Annotated in this window: 14 protein-coding genes and 2 tRNA genes; 4 read left to right on the forward strand and 12 right to left on the reverse strand. The window is 71.6% G+C overall.

All coding sequences use genetic code 11. The annotated features are described in order from the left end of the window. A partial coding sequence (locus KDL01_RS30510) for a galactose-binding domain-containing protein (protein ID WP_212532120.1) occupies window positions 1–1,630 on the forward strand: 1,630 nt, incomplete at its 5' end. Between the two features lie 44 nt (window positions 1,631–1,674). Here the strand turns inward: KDL01_RS30510 and KDL01_RS30515 are convergent. From KDL01_RS30515 to KDL01_RS30550, 8 genes are all read right to left on the reverse strand, one after another. Then, window positions 1,675–2,826, reverse strand: coding sequence for a LacI family DNA-binding transcriptional regulator (locus tag KDL01_RS30515; RefSeq protein ID WP_212532121.1), 1,152 nt, complete (start codon window positions 2,824–2,826; stop codon window positions 1,675–1,677). 194 nt (window positions 2,827–3,020) lie between these two features. Further along, complete coding sequence (locus KDL01_RS30520) at window positions 3,021–4,271, reverse strand: MFS transporter (protein ID WP_212532122.1); 1,251 nt, start codon at window positions 4,269–4,271, stop codon at window positions 3,021–3,023. A gap of 77 nt (window positions 4,272–4,348) precedes the next feature. Beyond that, complete coding sequence (locus tag KDL01_RS30525; protein ID WP_212532123.1) at window positions 4,349–5,293, reverse strand: hypothetical protein; 945 nt, start codon at window positions 5,291–5,293, stop codon at window positions 4,349–4,351. Beyond that, window positions 5,290–6,513, reverse strand: coding sequence for a DUF2306 domain-containing protein (locus KDL01_RS30530; RefSeq protein ID WP_212532124.1), 1,224 nt, complete (start codon window positions 6,511–6,513; stop codon window positions 5,290–5,292). The genes KDL01_RS30525 and KDL01_RS30530 overlap by 4 nt, the downstream gene beginning before the upstream one ends. Before the next feature lie 164 nt (window positions 6,514–6,677). Further along, window positions 6,678–7,202 carry a PadR family transcriptional regulator gene (locus KDL01_RS30535; protein WP_212532125.1) on the reverse strand — a complete coding sequence of 175 codons (525 nt, stop codon included), beginning with the start codon at window positions 7,200–7,202 and terminating at the stop codon, window positions 6,678–6,680. Window positions 7,203–7,312: 110 nt separating this feature from the next. Further along, window positions 7,313–8,524, reverse strand: a complete 1,212-nt coding sequence (locus KDL01_RS30540) for a S53 family peptidase (RefSeq protein WP_212532126.1) — start codon at window positions 8,522–8,524, stop codon at window positions 7,313–7,315. Window positions 8,525–8,748: 224 nt separating this feature from the next. Beyond that, a complete protein-coding gene (locus KDL01_RS30545) occupies window positions 8,749–9,375 on the reverse strand; it encodes a hypothetical protein (RefSeq protein ID WP_212532127.1) in 627 nt (208 codons plus the stop codon). 195 nt (window positions 9,376–9,570) lie between these two features. Then, complete coding sequence (locus tag KDL01_RS30550) at window positions 9,571–10,425, reverse strand: helix-turn-helix transcriptional regulator (protein WP_212532128.1); 855 nt, start codon at window positions 10,423–10,425, stop codon at window positions 9,571–9,573. Window positions 10,426–10,550: 125 nt separating this feature from the next. Between KDL01_RS30550 and KDL01_RS30555 the strand changes: the two genes are divergently transcribed. Next, the gene (locus KDL01_RS30555) at window positions 10,551–12,035 is read left to right on the forward strand and encodes an MFS transporter (RefSeq protein ID WP_212532129.1); all 1,485 of its coding nucleotides are present in this window, start codon (window positions 10,551–10,553) and stop codon (window positions 12,033–12,035) included. Window positions 12,036–12,080: 45 nt separating this feature from the next. Here the strand turns inward: KDL01_RS30555 and KDL01_RS30560 are convergent, their stop codons facing one another. Continuing rightward, complete coding sequence (locus KDL01_RS30560) at window positions 12,081–12,518, reverse strand: hypothetical protein (RefSeq protein ID WP_212532130.1); 438 nt, start codon at window positions 12,516–12,518, stop codon at window positions 12,081–12,083. 211 nt (window positions 12,519–12,729) lie between these two features. Between KDL01_RS30560 and KDL01_RS30565 the strand changes: the two genes are divergently transcribed. Together KDL01_RS30565 and KDL01_RS30570 are read left to right on the forward strand one after the other, a co-directional pair. Beyond that, complete coding sequence (locus tag KDL01_RS30565) at window positions 12,730–13,176, forward strand: GNAT family N-acetyltransferase (protein ID WP_212532131.1); 447 nt, start codon at window positions 12,730–12,732, stop codon at window positions 13,174–13,176. A 110-nt stretch (window positions 13,177–13,286) separates the two neighbouring features. Next, window positions 13,287–13,754, forward strand: coding sequence for a hypothetical protein (locus tag KDL01_RS30570; protein ID WP_212532132.1), 468 nt, complete (start codon window positions 13,287–13,289; stop codon window positions 13,752–13,754). A gap of 114 nt (window positions 13,755–13,868) precedes the next feature. Here the strand turns inward: KDL01_RS30570 and KDL01_RS30575 are convergent. The 3 genes from KDL01_RS30575 to KDL01_RS30585 all read right to left on the reverse strand — a co-directional run. After that, window positions 13,869–13,942: transfer RNA gene (locus KDL01_RS30575), tRNA-Leu, on the reverse strand. 24 nt (window positions 13,943–13,966) lie between these two features. Next, window positions 13,967–14,039 (reverse strand) — tRNA-Leu (locus tag KDL01_RS30580). Window positions 14,040–14,303: 264 nt separating this feature from the next. Further along, on the reverse strand, window positions 14,304–15,081 hold a 778-nt coding region (locus KDL01_RS30585), incomplete at its 5' end, for a class I SAM-dependent methyltransferase (protein WP_246577223.1).

A 15,081-nucleotide genomic window follows, 5' to 3' on the forward strand; every position in this document is an offset into this window, starting at 1 on the left:
GCCCAACACCCCGAGCGTGGTCAAGGTGACCGGCAGCCAGGGCAACTGGGGGCTCTCGGTGAACGGCGCGCCCTACTACATCAAGGGCGTGACGTACGGGCCGGCCAACACGGACGCGGCGTACTACCTGCCGCAGATCGCCGCGACCGGCGCGAACACCGTGCGCACCTGGGGCACGGACAGCACCGACACGGCCGACCTGCTCAACGCCGCGGACGCCAACGGCGTGAAGGTGATCATGGGCTTCTGGCTGAGCCAGTCAGAGGACTACATCAACGACACCACGGATGAGACCAGCGACCTGAACAACATCGTCTCGCTGGTGAACCAGTACAAATCCAACGGCGGCGTACTGATGTGGGACGTCGGGAACGAGGTGATGAACTCGCTCTCGAGCACGTACTCGGGTACGCAGCTGACGAACGAGCGCATCGCCTACGCGCAGTTCGTGGAGAAGGTCGTCGACGCGATCCACGCCGCCGACCCGAACCACCCGGTCACCTCCACCGACGCCTGGGTGGGCGCCTGGCCCTACTACCAGCAGTACACCCCCGACCTGGACCTGATGGCGGTCAACTCCTACGGCGCGGCCTGCGGCGTGCAGGCGGCCTGGCAGTCCGGCGGGTACACGAAGCCCTACATCCTGACCGAGGCCGGCCCGTCCGGCGAGTGGGAGGTGGCCAACGACGAGAACGGCGTGCCGCTCGAGGACACCGACCAGGCCTCGACCCAGGGTTACGCGACCGACTGGGGCTGCGTGACCGGGGCGAGCGGGGTGGCGCTGGGCGCGACGCTGTTCAACTACGGCGTGGAGAACGACTTCGGCGGGATCTGGTTCAACTTCATGACCGGGGACTACCGCCGGGACTCGTTCTACGAGCTCAACGCCCTCTACGGCGGGCAGAACGCGGTGAATCAGGCCCCGGTGATCTCCAGCATGACGATCAGCGACCCGACCGCGGTCCCGGCCGGCGGCACGTACACCATCAACGTCGGGGCGAGCAGCCCGATCGGCGCGCCGCTGCGCTACAGCGTGGAGTACAACAGCAAGTACATCAACGCGGCCACGGCCCAGCAGGGCGCGACCTTCACCACCTCGGGCGGCACGATCACCGCGACCGCGCCGGACCAGATCGGCGTGTGGAAGGTCGACGTGTACGTGTACGACGACCAGGGCAACGCCGGGATCCAGACCGCTTCGATCAACGTGGTGCCCGCGACGATGCCGGGCCTGAACGTGGCGCTCAACAGCACCACCACGGCGTCCTCGTACCAGAGCACCGGCACCGGAGCGCCCTACCCGGCCAGCGACGCCACGGACGGGAGCCTGGCCACCCGCTGGGCGAGCGACTGGAGCGACCCGCAGTGGATCGAGGTGGACCTCGGCAAGAGCTACCCGATCTCCGGGGTGCAGCTGGTGTGGGAGTCGGCCTACGGGCAGGCGTACCAGATCCAGGTGTCGAACGACAACAGCACGTGGACGACGGTGTACTCCACCACGACCGGCGTGGGCGGGGTGGACAGCATCAACCTGAGCGGCGTCTCAGGGCGCTACGTCCGCATGTACGGCACCGCCCGCGGCACGACGTACGGCTACTCGCTCTACGAGTTCGGGGTGTACACCCCGTGAGTCCGGCGCACTGAACACCCTGCGGAATCCGTGCGCGCCTCGGCTCAGCCCGAGGCGCGCACGACCAGTTCGGTGTCGAAGAGCACGGCGCGCGGCGGGGAGTCCGGTTCGTCGAGGCGCTCGAGGAGCAGCTGCGCCATCCGGGCCGCCATGGCCTCGACCGGCTGGCGCACAGTGGTCAGCCGGGGGCGGGCGGAGGCGGCCGCGCTGCTGTCGTCGAAGCCGATGACCGCCACGTCCTGCGGCACCCGCCGGCCGCGCTCGCGCAGCACGTGCAGCGCGCCGACGGCCATCAGGTCGTTGGCGGCGAAGACCCCGTCCAGCTCCGGCTCGCGCTCGAGCAGTTCGCGCATGGCCCGCTCGCCGCTGTCCTGGGTGAAGTTGCCGACGGTGTAGGGCACGTAGGCGACGCCGTGCCGGGCCATGGTGTCGCAGAACCCGTCCAGCCGCGCGCGCCCGGCGTGCAGGGACAGCGGCCCGGCTATCGCGGCGACCTGGCGCCGGCCCTGCGCGAGCAGCCGTTCGGCGGCGAGCCGGCCGCCGTCCTGGTGGGCGAGGTCGACGTAGCGCACCGGCAGCGGCCGCTCGGGCCGGGCGAAGAACACCGCGGGCAGCCCGGCCTGCACGAGCAGGCCCGGCAGCGGGTCGGCCGGATCGATGGAGACCACCAGCGCGCCGTCGGCCGCGCCCTGCCGCAGATGGTCGAGCACCAGGGCCCGCGAGGCCTCGTCCTCGGCCAGCATCAGCAACGGATGCAGGTGCAGCGGGCGCAGGAATCCGAGCACACCCGCGACGATCCGGCCGAAGAAGGGGTCGGCGAAGACACGGTCGACCGCGGTGTCGGCGGACGCGTCGGGGGACGCGTCCTCGGAGGCGGCGCCGTCGGGGGCCGGATCGCGCAAGACCGCGTCGTCGGGTGCGCCGGCGTCGAGGGCGGACGCGTCCGCAGCAGACCCGGGGGCGATCGACATCACCAGGGCGATGACTCCGCTCCGCCGGGTGATCAGCTGCCGGGCGGCCCGGTTCGGCACGTAGCCCACCGCCGCGATGGCGTCCTGGACCACGCGCTGCAACTCGGGGGAGACGCTCGGGGCGCCGTTGACGACCCGCGAGACCGTGGCCCGCGAGACCCCGGCCGCGCGCGCCACGTCCTCCAGGGTGGGCAGGGCGGTCCGCTGGGCGTCACTGATGGCCATGGACCAGTTATAACAGACTGCTGGAGCGCTCTCTCAGGTAAATCAGAGTTCTGGTGACGCGGGTTACCGTCGAGGCGGGCGGTTCCGGGACCGGCCCGGCCGCATGTGCGGCGGGGGCGAGAGCCCGTTCACCACTGAGAGCGCTCTCTCGCCCCTGCGTCACCGTGCCCGGCAAGCGCGCGGCGCGGAGCCGGTCAGGACTTCGCGACCAGCTCGAACTCCTCGACCGCGAGTGACGGATTCTCCGGCGCGCGCCGCGACCGCCGCTCCACCTTCACCGCGACCAGGGCCAGGCTCAGGCCGATCGTGACGAGGATCGCGGCCACCGCGTTGGGCGAGCCGTACCCGTAGCCGGCCGAGATGGCCAGGCCGCCGAGGTAGGCGCCGATCGAGTTGGCGATGTTGAACGCGGCCTGGATCGAGGCGGCGGCCAGGTTGGGCGCTCCCCCGGCCAGCGCGATGATCCGGCCCTGCAGGGTGGGCAGGCCCGCCAGCGCGGTCAGCGGGAACAGGAAGATCGCCAGTGCCGCGGTGATCCGGTTGTGGTCGAAGACGAGGAACGCCAGGGCCACCAGGATCTCGGCGAACAGCGAGATCACCAGAGTGCGGGCGGGGAAGCGGTCCGAGAGCCGGGCGCCGACCAGGTTGCCCACGGTCATGCCGAGGCCGAACAGGACCAGCAGCCAGGTGATCGAGGAGTCGGCGTAGTGCGTCACGTTCGTCATCATCGGCGTGATGTAGCTGAAGGTGGCGAAAAGACCGCCGCCGCCGAGCATCGCGACGCCGAGCACCAGCCACACCTCCGGCTTGCCGAACGCGCGCAGCTCCCGGCCGAGCGATACCCGCCCCTCGGCGCCGTCCGCCGACACCGGGTCGCCCGGCACCGCCACCGCGATGGCGGCCACGGCCAGCAGCGCGATCAGGCCCACGATCGCGTACACCAGACGCCAGCCGGCGTGCTGGCCGAGGATCGTGGTGAAGGGCACGCCGACGATGTTCGCGACCGTCAGACCGGCGAACATCACGGCCATCGCGCTGTTGCTGCGGGTGCGCTCCACCAGGGATCCGGCCACCACCGCGCCCGCGCCGAAGAACGCGCCGTGCGGCAGTCCGGAGACGAAGCGGGCGGCCAGGGCGAGGCCGAAGGTGGGGGCGACGGCGGAGAGCAGGTTGCCCACGGCGAACCAGCTCATCAGCACCATAAGTACCGTTTTGCGGCGGTACCGCACGGATATCGCGGTCAGCAGCGGCGCGCCGACGACCACGCCGAGCGCGTAGATCGAGATCAGCTGTCCGGCCTGCGGGATCGAGACCGCCAGGCTGGAGGCCACCTGCGGCAGCAGACCCATGATGACGAACTCGCCGGTACCGATGGCGAATCCGCCCACGGCGAGGGCGAGCAGGGCACGGCGAACGGCGCCGGTGAGCATGTAACAACCTTCCACGGAAGTCAGGGGACGGAAGGCGACACGACGCTGTCCGCCGAGTCGGGCAACACGCGCCACCCGGCGCTTGTTCCCGATCAGTGGGACGACGCGGCGGCCAGGATCCGGTGCCCCGCCACGCTGCTCACCAGCAGGCCCGCCACCATCCTCAGCAGCGAGAACGCGGGTCCACCCGTCCAGTGCACGCCGCCCGGATGCGCGGCGAGCACGAGGCCCAGGGCCAGGGCAGTCGCGCCGCTGGAGCGCAGCGCCGGGCGTACCCGGGCCAGGTCGTCCTCGGCAAGGGTACCGAGAACGCCGACGCCGAGCGCACCAGCCCAGATGCCGAGGGCCTGTGCGTCGAGCCGGGTGACGCTCCACGGCACGAACGCGGACCAGAAGCCGGGCCGCAGCACCAGCCCGGCGCCGATGCCGAACCAGGACGAGCCGAGGATCGCGAGCGCGGGCTTGGTCCACCCGGGCAGCGCCACCCGCGCCGGCCCTGTGGACGTCCGCGGCTCCGTGGACGTCGGCGGCTCTGGTGACGCCGCGTCGCCGTCCTCCTGCGCGGGCCACGCGAGCTGGCGCGCCACGCAGCCGAGCACGCACAGGCTCAGCACCGCGAAGACGCCCACCCAGCCGAGGCTGAAGAACACGGCCAGGATCGGGCCGCCGTGCATGATCTGCAACTCCCGGTGATCGACCAGGCAGAGCACGAACATGCCCACCACGACTGTCGCCAGCGGCCAGACCAGGGTCCGTGCCTCCTGCCAGGTCCGCGCCCGGCCGACCTCGAGCAGCCCCGGCGCGACGCCCAGCATCGCGGCGCCGAGCAGCCCCTGGGTCACCGGGGACGGCGAGGTCCAGGCGCCGAAGGCGTGCCCGGCCAGACTGGGGCCGATCAGGACCAGGCCCGTCAGGATGCTGATGACGGCGACCGTGCCGGCGAGCACGCTCAGGCCGGGGGTGAGCGGACGCCAGACGGCCGTGGTGGTGGTGGCAACCTCGGCGGCGGCCTGCGTCGGGGTGGTCTCGGCGCTCACGCCTGTCCCGCCTCGCTGAGTTCGACGGGCGCCGCCACGACGCCCGCGCGGGAACCGGCCGCCTGCCCTAGCCGCCGGACCGTCTCGCGGGCGTGGTACCGGCGCAGGCTCACGACGACGGTGGCGAACACGGCCGTGGTGCCGCATCCGACGCTCACCCCCGCGGTCATGGCGGTCTCGGCGTCGACGGCCACGGAGCGCTGGACGGCGGCCGCGACCACGAGCGAGAGCAGCGGCGCGAGGCACAGGAACGCCTGCTGCACCCGCCATTCCTCCCGGGCCCAGGTCCGCCCGGTGCGGCCCGCGCGCACCTGACCGTACGTCATGATCGCCCAGGTCACGGCGAACGGGATCAGGTACCAGGTGAGCCTCCGCGTGCCGTCGACACCCCAGCCCAGATACGCGCGGCTGATCCAGACCAGCGCGGCGGCGCCGGCGACGTGCACGGCGACCAGGGCCGAGGTCGGCACCCACGTTCCCTCGACGCCGCGCACGGTCGGGCGGCGGTCGATCGTGCGCGCGGCGAGCAGCCCGCCGAAGGCGCACACCGAGCCGAGGTGCATGATCGCGATCTCGTTGATGCTCGCCATAGGCAGGCCCGGGTAGAGCATCGGCAGCGCGCCCCACTCGAGCCGCAGCAGCGGAGCGCTCATCAGGAAGCCGAAGCACAGCAGCATCCAGCGCTGATGTACGTCCGGCATCCGCGCGACGGCGGCGAGGATGCCGAACGTCACGCTCAACACCGTGCCGACGAGGATCGCCGCGAGCGCCACCCAGAACGCGGCGCCGCTGAAGGCCTGGGCGGGCGGGGTGCGGGCGAGATAGACGGCGGCCGCGGCCATACACGCGTAGACCGCCGCCGCGAACACGACGCCGAGCGCGCGGTGCAGCCGCCTGCGCCGCCGCAGCGCGGTCAGCAGCTGCAGCGGACCGAGCAGCATCAGCATGCCGCCGAGTACCGAGTGCACGATCAACGGGATCAGCGAACGCTGATACGGCGTGAGGCGGGTGGCCAGCGCCTGCGCGACGTACTGCGGCGAGACCGCGTCGGCCAGCAGGCGCCGGCCGATCGCCGGCGCGCCCGGGCTGGCGTACGGCCACAGCTCGGTCATCGCGATGGGCGCGTAGCCCACGCACACCGTGACCGTGGCGATCAGGGCCGCGCGTCCCCATCGCGCGCGGCGCAGCCGTTGCCACGCGGACGCGGGCTTGCTGGGCATGACCATCACGGCTCCCTTGCACCCGGGTACGTCCGATAGTCCAGATTGGACTATCGGGAAGGTAGTGCGGAGCCGACGCCGGGTCAAGGGCGCGCGAAGATCAGGGCTCGAACGGGCCGGGGCGCGGGCGGATCAGGGCTCGAACGGATCCGGACGCGGGCGGATCAGGACTCGGCGGCATCGCGGGTGTGCACCCACTGCCAGAACTCCACCATCATCCGCTCGTACCGGATGCCGAACTCCACCGCCTCGCGCTGACCGCGGGTGAGCAGCTCCCCGACGCTCTCGGCCAGGCCCTCGTAGTTCGCCAGGGTGTCGCAGTGGGCGTCGAGCTGAGCCGGGGCCAGCACGTCTGGCTCGGCGCCGAACCAGAGCTTGAGGATCGCCCGCTCCCTGGCCTCCACCGGTACGAACTCCGGGTCGGCAAGCCATCCGCGCAGCGCGGCCCGGCCCTGCTCGGTCAGCCGCAGCACCCGCCGGTTGCGTCCGCCGGCCTGGCGCGCCTCGGACAGCAGCCCGGCCTCGACCAGGCGGTCGCACTGCGTGTAGACCTGCGCGTGCGGCATCGACCAGAACGGCGCGACCGTGCGGGCCGCCTCCACCTTCACGTCGTACGGGCTGGCCTCGCCCAGCTTCTCGACGATGCCCAGGACCAGGTAGGACGGCGGGGTCAGCCGGGTGTCAGCCATGCGCACGACCGTACCGCAGCACAGCCGTGCGCCCGCCGCGTGGATGACGCGGCGGGCGCAGGGTCCTGCTGTACTACTCCGGGGTGCGGAGAGTGCGGGGTGCGGGCGGCCTAGAAGGCGCCGACGCCGTCCGGGGTGCCGAGGCCGGTCGGGCCGTCCCAGCCGACCCGCGCGGTGCACAGCTGGCTCACCGAGCAGGAGCCGTCGCTGCCGGAGGTGACGTCGTAGAGCGAGCCGGTGTTGGCGTAGGCCAGAGCGGCGTTGTCCACCGAGGAGGTGTTGCCGGCCAGGGCGTAGACGCTCGCGATGATCGGCGAGGCCACGCTCGTGCCGCCGTAGACCTGCCAGCCGACGTAGCCCTCGTACGAGGTCGAGTCGTACGTGGCGACACCGGTGTTCGGGTCGGCCACGGCGGAGACGTCGGCGATGGCGCGCTTGGCGCAGCCGGTGCCCACGCTCGCCTGGTAGCTCGGCTGCGCGTCGTAGGCCGAGCAGCCCGCGCCCGCGTCGGACCACGCGGTCTCGGTCCAGCCGCGGGTGTTCGAGGCCGTGCTCAGCGAGGTGCCGCCGACCGCGGTGACGTAGGGGCTGGCCGCCGGGTACTGCGCGCCGTAGCCGCTGTCACCGGAGGACGCGGTGATCGCGATGCCGGGGTGGTCGTAGTAGCTCGTGTCGTAGGTCGTGTCCGTGGAGGACTCGCTGCCGCCGTAGCTGTTGGAGATCGCGTTCGCGCCGAGGGAGGCGGCCTCGTTCACGGCCTTGCCCAGGTTGGCGTTCGAGGAGGTGGTGGCCTCGACCAGGATGATCTTGCAGTTCGGGCAGGTGGCCGAGACCATGTCCAGGTCGAGCGACTCCTCGGTGGCCCAGCCGGCGTTCTTCGCGGGCAGCGAGGTGGTGGAGCCGGTCTGGCTCACGATCTTCAGACAGCCGCTGGCCACGGTGCACGCGGACAGGCCGAACTCACTGCGGTAGACGGCGAGGTCGGCCGCGGCGTTCGGGTCGTTGTAGGCGTCGACGATGGCGACGGTCTCGCCGGAGCCGGCGGTGCTCGAGGGCAGCGCGTAGGCCGACTGGATGCTCGAGGGGCCGTAGCCCGACGGCGTGGCGTTCGCGGTCGCGTTCACCTTGTGCGACTTCGCGTTGTTGCGGATCGCGTCGCTGTGCGCGTAGCCGGCGGCCGAGGTGGCCGGGGCGCTGAAGTGCGCCGTGGCCGCGGGCGCGGCGGCAGCTGCCGGCACCGTGGCCGCGAGCGCCGGGCTCGCGCCGAGGCCCACCGCCGCGGCGGTGACCGCGAAGGCGAGCGTGGGTATCAGGCGGGGCATGTGTCCTCCGTCTCGAACCGGTGCGTCGTGTCGTACCGGTGTTGAGACGGAGAATGACGAACGGCGTGCCTGCTGCGCGCAAAGCCGGAGCAAAGGCTGGGCAATGGCCCTTTAGCGTTGCGGGAATTCGCCCGCGTCAGCACTCTCATCCGATTGTTGAGTACGTATTTCAGCGGGCGCATGGAGAGTGCAGTACACGGTAGCGGAATTGTTCGGTGGATGTTTCAGAACGCGACCACGCCCGGGCCGGTGATGACGATCACCTGTCCCAGGATCGCCCCGGTCCCGTCGCACGGCGCGGACGTGCCGGCCGCGTCGACCTCGTCGAGCGTGGCGGTGAGGGTGAAGCTGCCGGTCACGTTCCGGTACGCACCGGTGCCGGATCCCGCCACCACCGCGGCCTTGCGCGTCACCGAGGCGCTGCCGGAGCAGGTGGCGGCGTTGGTCGGGAAGTCGTGGACCACGGCCGCGACGAAAGCCTTGTCCAGCGGGGCGATGTCCAGCCGCAGCGTGCCCCGGCTCAGCTGGAGACTCAGTTCACTGTCGTGGTCCGGGTCCACCGAGCCGTCCGGATAGACGAACACCGCCTGGCCGTAGTCGCCGATCGCGCCGGTGAGCACCACCGTCTCGCTCGATCCGTCGCCGTTCGCGTACGCGGTCAGGTGCACCGCGTCACGCCGGTCGGCCATCGCCGCCGCGGGCAGCGCCATGGCGGCGGTGGCGGGTGAGGCCTGCGCGGTGCTCCCGGCGAGCGCGGCCATACCGACCAGCGCGGTGAGGGTGGCTCCGGCGATCACGGCGCGCACCGTCTGCCCGGACGGCCTGCGGAACTCGGACTTGGACTTGGACATCGTGTACTCCCCCTGAGGTCTGCGACGGGCTGAGGTCCGCGGAGAGCGGCGCCCCCGCTCTTCGAGCATGCACCCCCACCGGCTCCTCGGGCATCGGGGACAGTCCGCGCGCCTACCCTGATCGAACCCTGACGCACACCCCTAGGAGGACCCTGATTCAGCTCGCGGGGCCGGCCGACCGGCTCAGCCGGCCGCTCAGCCCACCGCCCGGTGCGCCGGCTCGAGCAGTTCGCGCAGGCGGGCGGCGTCCGGGCTGCCGGGCTCGGCGTAGTAGACCACGAGCCGCTGCTCCGCGTTCTCGGCGGCGTTGAGCGCGGTGTGGTTCAGCGTGACGCGGCCGATGCGCGGGTGGGCCATGGCCTTGCTCCCGCTGCCCCGGTCGATCACGTCGTGGCGGGCCCACCAGGTGCGGAACTCGGCGGAGGCGGCCTGGAGGGTGTCGATCAGGTCGGTGAAGGCCGGGTCCTCGACGTAGCGTCCGGCCGCGGCCCGGAACCGGCCGAGCAGGGCGCGCGCCTCCTGTTCCCAGTCGACCAGCACCTCGCGGGCCCGCGGCTCGGTGAACACCCACGTCAGCATATTGCGCTGGTCGGCGGGCCGGGCGAGCCAGTCGGTGAACAGCTCGCGGGCCGGGCGGTTGGCGTCCAGCACGTCCCAGCGACGGCCGGTGACGAACGCCGGATTCGGTTCCAGCAGGCCCAGCAGGGCGGCGAGCGCGGGCAGCACGGTCTCGGACTGCGCCCCCGCCTGCGGCGGGGCCTCGCTCCGGGCCAGCAGGAACAGGTGGGCGCGCTCGGCCGGGTCCAGGCGCAGCGCGCGGGCCAGCGCTTCGAGCACCTGCGGCGAGGCGCGCACGTCCCGGCCCTGTTCCAGGAAGGTGTACCAGGCCGGGGAGACGTCCGCGAGCACGGCCACCTCCTCGCGCCGCAGCCCCTGCGTGCGCCGGCGGCCGTTGCCCGGCGCCAGCCCCACCTGCTGCGGCGAGAGCCGTTCGCGGCGGCCGCGCAGGAAGTCGGACAGCTCGGCCCGGCGTTCGCGTGACCCCGGCATGGCGTTCTCCCCTCGGTCGTGACCGCCCCCGGCTACGTGCCCTGATTCGTCACCGAACCTGGTAGCGCGCATACCATGATAAGTCCCTTCTGGATCAACCTTCGGCGAGCCGTCAGCCTGGATGTATGACCTCTACGACAATCCCGGCTCCCCGCACCGGCACGTCCGGCGCTCCCGGCGCTCCCGGCGGCCCCGTGGCCGGCGGCGCTGCGGCCCGCCGTTGGTGGGGCCTGATCGCCGCGCTCACCGGCGTGTTCATGCCGATCCTGGACTTCTTCATCGTCAACGTCGCCATCCCCTCCATCCAGTCCGGGCTCGGCGCGAGCAGCGGGCAGACCGAGCTGGTGGTGGCGGGCTACGCGGTGGCCTACGCAGCGCTCGTGGTCACCGGCGGCAGGCTGGGCGACCGGCTCGGCCGGCGGCGCGCGTTCGAGCTCGGCATGGCCGGGTTCACCGTCGCCTCGCTGCTGTGCGCACTCGCGCCCGACGCATCCGCCCTGGTCGTCGCGCGCGGTGTGCAGGGTATTGCCGCCGCGTTACTCTTCCCGCAGGTGCTGGCCCTGGTGCAGGCCCTGTTCGCGCCGCAGGAGCGGGCCCGGGCGATGACGTACTACGGGCTGGCCATCGGCCTGGCCGCGGCCCTCGGCGCGCTGGTGGGCGGCGCTCTGATCAGCGCCGACCTGTTCGGGCTGAGCTGGCGCTGGTGCTTCCTGATCAACGTCCCGGTCGGCCTGCTCGCGCTGGCTGCCGTGCGTAGCCTGATTCCCTCGCTCGCGCCGAGCGCCGCCACCCGGCTGGACGTGACCGGCGGGGTGCTGCTGTTCGCCGGCCTGGTCCTGCTCATCGGGCCGCTGACCGAGGGCCGGGCCCTGGGCTGGCCGACCTGGTGCTACCCCTGCCTGGCCGGCGCCGCGGCGATCCTGGCCTCCTTCGCCCGACACCAGCTGCGGCTGCACCGGGCCGGGCGGGCGCCGCTGCTGCCTCCGCCGCTGTTCGCCCAGCGCGGCTTTCTGCCCGGGCTGCTGAGCGTCTTCGCCTTCTACGCCGGGCTGAGCTCGTTCTTCTTCATCCTCGCCCTGCAACTGCAGCAGGGTCAGGGCCTGTCACCGGTGCACTCGGGGCTCGAGGTGACCTCGCTGGCGCTCGGCTTCTTCATCTCCTCGCTGCTCGGCCGCCGACTCGCCGAGCGCTACGGCGACCGTCCGCTGACCGTCGGCACCTTCGTCCTGCTCGCCGCGTACGCCGGAGCGTTCCTGGCCACGGCAGCCGACCCGCGGCTGACGGACCGGACGCTGCTCGCGCTGGTACTCGCCCTCGCCGGGTTCGGCCAGGGCCTGGTGCTCACCCCGCTGCTCGGCCGGGCGCTGGCCGCGATCGAACCCGCCTACACCGGCGCGGCCAGCGGCACCCTCGCCGCGGTGCAGCAGGTCGGCGGCGCCCTCGGCGTGGCGCTGGTGGGCATCGTGTTCTTCCACTTCGCGGGCGCGACCGGCCTGAGCCCGGCGGCCGCCGACAGCCGCGGCTTCCAGGCCGGGCTGGTCTATCTCGCCCTCACCGTGCTCGCCACGCTGGCCGGCCTGCGGGCTCTCGCCCGCAGCCGGACCGCGTGACCATCGTTCCGATCCCTTGCTCGTGCCCTGACGGAGCTTTCCGCGTCAGCCCCGGGCCTCGACCAGCGTCTGCGAGTTCTCATCCACCGCGACCACCGTGCTCCGCGAGCCGAAACTGCCCGCGATCAGCAGCACCACGCCGGCCCCGAGCTCGAGCCAGAAGCCCGGACGCGTGCCGTGCAGGGTGGCGTCGAACTGGTGGCCGTAGTGGCGGAAGGCCTCGACGGCGAACATCACCGACACGACCACCGCCGCGGCCCCGGCCAGCCGGGTCAGCCACGCGCTGGGGTCCACCAGCGCGACCACCGCGATCAGGGCGAGCAGGATGCTGAGACCACCGACGCTCTTGACGATGTCGTTCGTGGCGCCGAAGTTGTTCTGGGTCAGGGAGTGCAGCGTCAGCTTGTCCCCGGTCCGAAACGCGATCCAGCCCTGGAACGCACCGACGACCAGCGCGACCACCGCCAGAACGCTGGCGAGCACCCTGCCTGATCCATGCGTGCGTACCATCATCACACCTCCAGGTAACGGTTCATCCCGTACCGATCGCCTCTCGGGTAACCGGGCATCGCACCGCAAAACCTGCTCAGCGCGCACCGGCAGTCTTGAAATCAGCACTCGATCAACGACCTCGCGCCTCGGTTTCGAGTCATGATCTCGTGTCTTGATCTCGAGTCTTGATAAGGTCGCGCCCATGCCGACAAAGACCTCCGTGCGCCCCGCCGCTGCGTCCGATGTTCCGGCCCTGCTCTCCCTGTACGCCGAGCTGCACCCGACCGACCCGCCGGTAGCCCCCGAGCGCGTCGCCGAGGTCTGGCAGCACATCGCCGCACAGACGGGCCGCACCATCCTGGTCGCCGAGCTCGGCGGCGACGTCGTGGGCACCGTCGACTGCGCCCTGCTGCCCAACCTCACCCGCGGCGCCCGCCCCTACCTGGTCGTCGAGAACGTAGTCGTGGCCGAGCGCGTCCGCCGCCAGGGCGTCGGCACCGCCCTGTTCGACGCCGTCACCGAGCTGGCTCAGCAGACGCACTCCTACAAGATCCAGCTCATCAGCGCCTCGAAGAACGAGGGCACCCACGCCTTCTACCGCGCCCTCGGCCTCGAACCCCGCGCCCAGGGCTACCGGCGCTACCTCTGAGCGTTCACAGGTCCTCAGGGCGCCCGTGGTCCGGCGCCCTGCCGCGATCAGCGCATCAGTGCGGCTGTCATACTCGGCAGTAGGAGAATTCGACCCTGGGGAGGGCACTGATGGAAGAGGGTTCCTGGGAAATCGTCATGCTGCGCGCGCTTGCTGCCGGCATCACGATGGGGGTGCTGGCCGGCGGGCTTCTTGCCGTCGGTATGGCCTTCGGCCCTCCGGGCGGCTGGCCGCTCTTCGGCGTGCTCGTGTTGGCGGTCATCGGAGGCATCATCGGGGCTCTGGTCGGCCTCGCATGCGCGATCCCGACCGGGCTGATTCTCGCGGCAGCCCGACACTTCCTCGAACGGCACCTGCGCCTGGCCCGCGTCTACGCGAGCGCGCTCGGCGGCCTTGTCCTGGCCTCGCTCACCGTGGCGGGCTACGGGCTGAGAGTGAGCGGTCCCAGCGCCGACGGCTGGTTCATCGCGGCCGCCTTCGCTCTCGGTGCCGCCGTCGCCGGACTCAACATCAAATTCGTCGTGACCGGAAAGCAGTGCTTGGTGGCCAGGTGCCTCACCCGCCGCGCGGCGGGCTAAAGCCCAAACCCGACGAGTAAGAGATCACCTCGCCGGGACGCTACATAACGCTCTTTCAGGGCTTGAACGCTTGATCAGAAACCAGCATGGGCGCGCGGCCGTACGGGTGGTGCGTGCGCTCGGAGGGAGTCGAACCCTCAACCCCCGGCTCCTCGGGCCGGTCCGTCTTCCAGTTGCGGCACGAGCGCGTGTTCGTGTGGTGCGGTGGAGCGTGCCCTCGGTGAGAGTCGAACTCACACGTGCGGCGTCCTGAACGCCGTGCCTCTGCCGTTGGGCTACGAGGGCGTGCAAAGAAGGGATGGAATACGAAAAGCCCGCCCGGTCCGGGAGCTGTCCCGGCGGGCGGCGATTGCCGTCTGATCGACGGTCAGGCCGCGGCGTCCTCCGGGAGCGCGAGAAGGCACAGACACCGAAGGCCACACAGTCGCGCGTACTCGCGGTACATGCTGTTCGCCTCCTGATTGATGTCTCTCCCGGATATGTGCCTTAGCTTCTCGCGGTTTCGCTCGTCAGCGCAACGGAATTTCGTCGACCCCTATCTGCTATCTGCTATCTGCGCGTGAAGCTCAGTAACGTCGACTCCACGACCGGCACCGGCCCGTCGGGATCCTCCGCGACGGCCTGTTCCAGGCGCGCGAAGCCGAGGTGTGTCTCCTCGTCGGTGAAGTGCTCGAAGGTCGAGTAGGGCCGTAGCCGCAGGCGTTCCAGCGCCTCGGCCTTGGTCTCCCGGTAGTACTCGCTCACAAGATCGAGCCCGGCGAGTGCCCAGCCGCCGTCGGCGAACCGGCCGTGCACCTCGCCTAAGGACTCGTACATGGCCGCGTCGACCTCGTAGCCGCGTGGGAAATAGGCGAGCCACCAGGGCTTGGGCATCCGGTCGCGCAGCTGCGAACGCAGCAGGATCATTGCCCCGGGCGCCGAGACGCGGGTCAGTTCCCGTACCGCTCTCGCCTTGTCCGCGACGTGGTGCCAGACCAGGAAGAGCAGCGTGTAGTCGATCGATCCGTCCGCCAACGGAATCGTCTCGGCCGGCCCCTCCCGGAAGTCGATCCCCGGCTCCGCCGCCCGCGCCACCTCACGCATCCGCGCCGACGGCTCCACCCCCACCACCGGCCCGAACGCCTCCGCCAGCGCCCGCGTGTAGCGCCCGGTCCCGGAGCCGAGGTCGAGCCCGCGCAACGGCCGAGTCGCGGGCAGCCGCGCGGCGTACGCCTCGATCCAGGACGCCCGCTGCTCCGGCGTTAGTGCCCTGCCACGCTGATAGTTGCGGTACTGCCGGACGTCGTAGTCGACCGGCCGCAGGCCGCCCCCGCCGCTCGCGGAACCC

The sequence above is a fragment of the Actinospica durhamensis genome (assembly GCF_018139695.1).
GTDB classification, from domain to species: Bacteria; Actinomycetota; Actinomycetes; order Streptomycetales; family Catenulisporaceae; genus Actinospica; species Actinospica durhamensis.

Excerpts from the sequence above, each read along its gene's own strand:
- KDL01_RS30515 (WP_212532121.1), bottom strand. The coding sequence starts at position 2,826 with ATGGCCATCAGTGACGCCCAGCGGACCGCCCTGCCCACCCTGGAGGAC.
- KDL01_RS30530 (WP_212532124.1), bottom strand. The coding sequence starts at position 6,513 with ATGCCCAGCAAGCCCGCGTCCGCGTGGCAACGGCTGCGCCGCGCGCGA.
- KDL01_RS30535 (WP_212532125.1), bottom strand. The coding sequence starts at position 7,202 with ATGGCTGACACCCGGCTGACCCCGCCGTCCTACCTGGTCCTGGGCATC.
- KDL01_RS30540 (WP_212532126.1), bottom strand. The coding sequence starts at position 8,524 with ATGCCCCGCCTGATACCCACGCTCGCCTTCGCGGTCACCGCCGCGGCG.
- KDL01_RS30545 (WP_212532127.1), bottom strand. The coding sequence starts at position 9,375 with ATGTCCAAGTCCAAGTCCGAGTTCCGCAGGCCGTCCGGGCAGACGGTG.
- KDL01_RS30550 (WP_212532128.1), bottom strand. The coding sequence starts at position 10,425 with ATGCCGGGGTCACGCGAACGCCGGGCCGAGCTGTCCGACTTCCTGCGC.
- KDL01_RS30555 (WP_212532129.1), top strand. The coding sequence starts at position 10,551 with ATGACCTCTACGACAATCCCGGCTCCCCGCACCGGCACGTCCGGCGCT.
- KDL01_RS30565 (WP_212532131.1), top strand. The coding sequence starts at position 12,730 with ATGCCGACAAAGACCTCCGTGCGCCCCGCCGCTGCGTCCGATGTTCCG.
- KDL01_RS30570 (WP_212532132.1), top strand. The coding sequence starts at position 13,287 with ATGGAAGAGGGTTCCTGGGAAATCGTCATGCTGCGCGCGCTTGCTGCC.